The 931-nt window shown below is 69.5% G+C and carries 2 protein-coding genes and 1 pseudogene; all 3 read right to left on the reverse strand.

Annotation, left to right across the window (positions count from 1 at the left end; translation table 11 throughout):
* A partial coding sequence (locus CUD01_RS16695; protein WP_371860805.1) for a DDE-type integrase/transposase/recombinase occupies nucleotides 1-280 on the reverse strand: 280 nt, incomplete at its 3' end.
* A gap of 9 nt (nucleotides 281-289) precedes the next feature.
* Nucleotides 290-505 (reverse strand): annotated as a pseudogene (locus CUD01_RS17430) (hypothetical protein); the annotation flags it as partial.
* A 66-nt stretch (nucleotides 506-571) separates the two neighbouring features.
* A complete protein-coding gene (locus tag CUD01_RS16315; RefSeq protein WP_157732592.1) occupies nucleotides 572-883 on the reverse strand; it encodes a transposase in 312 nt (103 codons plus the stop codon).
* Nucleotides 884-931 lie beyond the last annotated feature (48 nt).

Genomic DNA, 931 nt, shown 5'->3' on the forward strand with positions numbered 1-931 from the left:
AACAGGCCATCCGCAGCGGGACCATGACGAGATCGGTCGGCCGGGACGACATCGCGTGCCAGCCCACGATCTTCTGGGCGAACACGTCCACGACGAACGAGACGTAGGTGAACCCGGCCCAGGTGCGCACGTAGGTGAAGTCGGCCACCCAGACCCGGTTCGGTGCGCCCGCACGAAAGTCCCGGTTGAGCAGGTCACCGGCCCGGGCCCCGTCCTTGGCGGGGATCGTGGTGCGGTGCATCCGGCCGCGGCGCAACCCGTTCCAGCCGTGCTCACGCATCAGCCGGTCGACCGTGCAGTGCGCCACTGCCAGGCCGCGGCGACGCAGCAGCGCGGTCGTCTTGCGTCGCGGCGTAGAGCGACTCCGGGGTCGGTCGGCCGTGCTCGTCGATCCGTGACGAGCGGATCGCGTCGACCACGACCGCGTCCGACACCGTCCGCGCTGCCGGCGACAGCCTGGACCAGGACCGGTACGTCCTCGCGGCGACCTGCACGCCCTGCTCACGCAGGACGGCGCAGATCGTCTCGACCGCGAAGCCCTTGCCCCTCATGGAGTCGATGAACCCCATGATCAGCGGTTTCGGGAGTCGAGCTCTCCCGCGAAGAAAATGGAAGCCGCGCGCAGGATCGCGTTCGCCTCCGCCAGCCGCTTGTTCTCCGCTTTGAGCCGGCGGATCTCCTCGGACTCCGCCGTGCTGACACCGGGCCGGGCGCCGTCGTCGATGTCGGCCTGCGCGACCCAGCGACGCAGCGACTCCCGCGCGATCCCCAGCTGGGCACCGACCGCGACCGACGCCGCCGTCACCGACCCGTAGTCCACCAGGTGCTCACGCACCATCCGCACCGCCCGAGCCTTGACCTCGGGGTCGTACTTCTTAGGCATCTCGCCATCCTTCATCACAAGGAAGCGGCCGAGAAGCCGTGACGGTTC

The sequence above is a fragment of the Cellulomonas uda genome, assembly GCF_006538705.1.
GTDB lineage: Bacteria > Actinomycetota > Actinomycetes > Actinomycetales > Cellulomonadaceae > Cellulomonas > Cellulomonas uda.

What these genes read in the sequence shown, in the direction of transcription:
- CUD01_RS16315 (WP_157732592.1), bottom strand. Translation starts at nt 883, where the DNA reads ATGCCTAAGAAGTACGACCCCGAGGTCAAGGCTCGGGCGGTGCGGATG.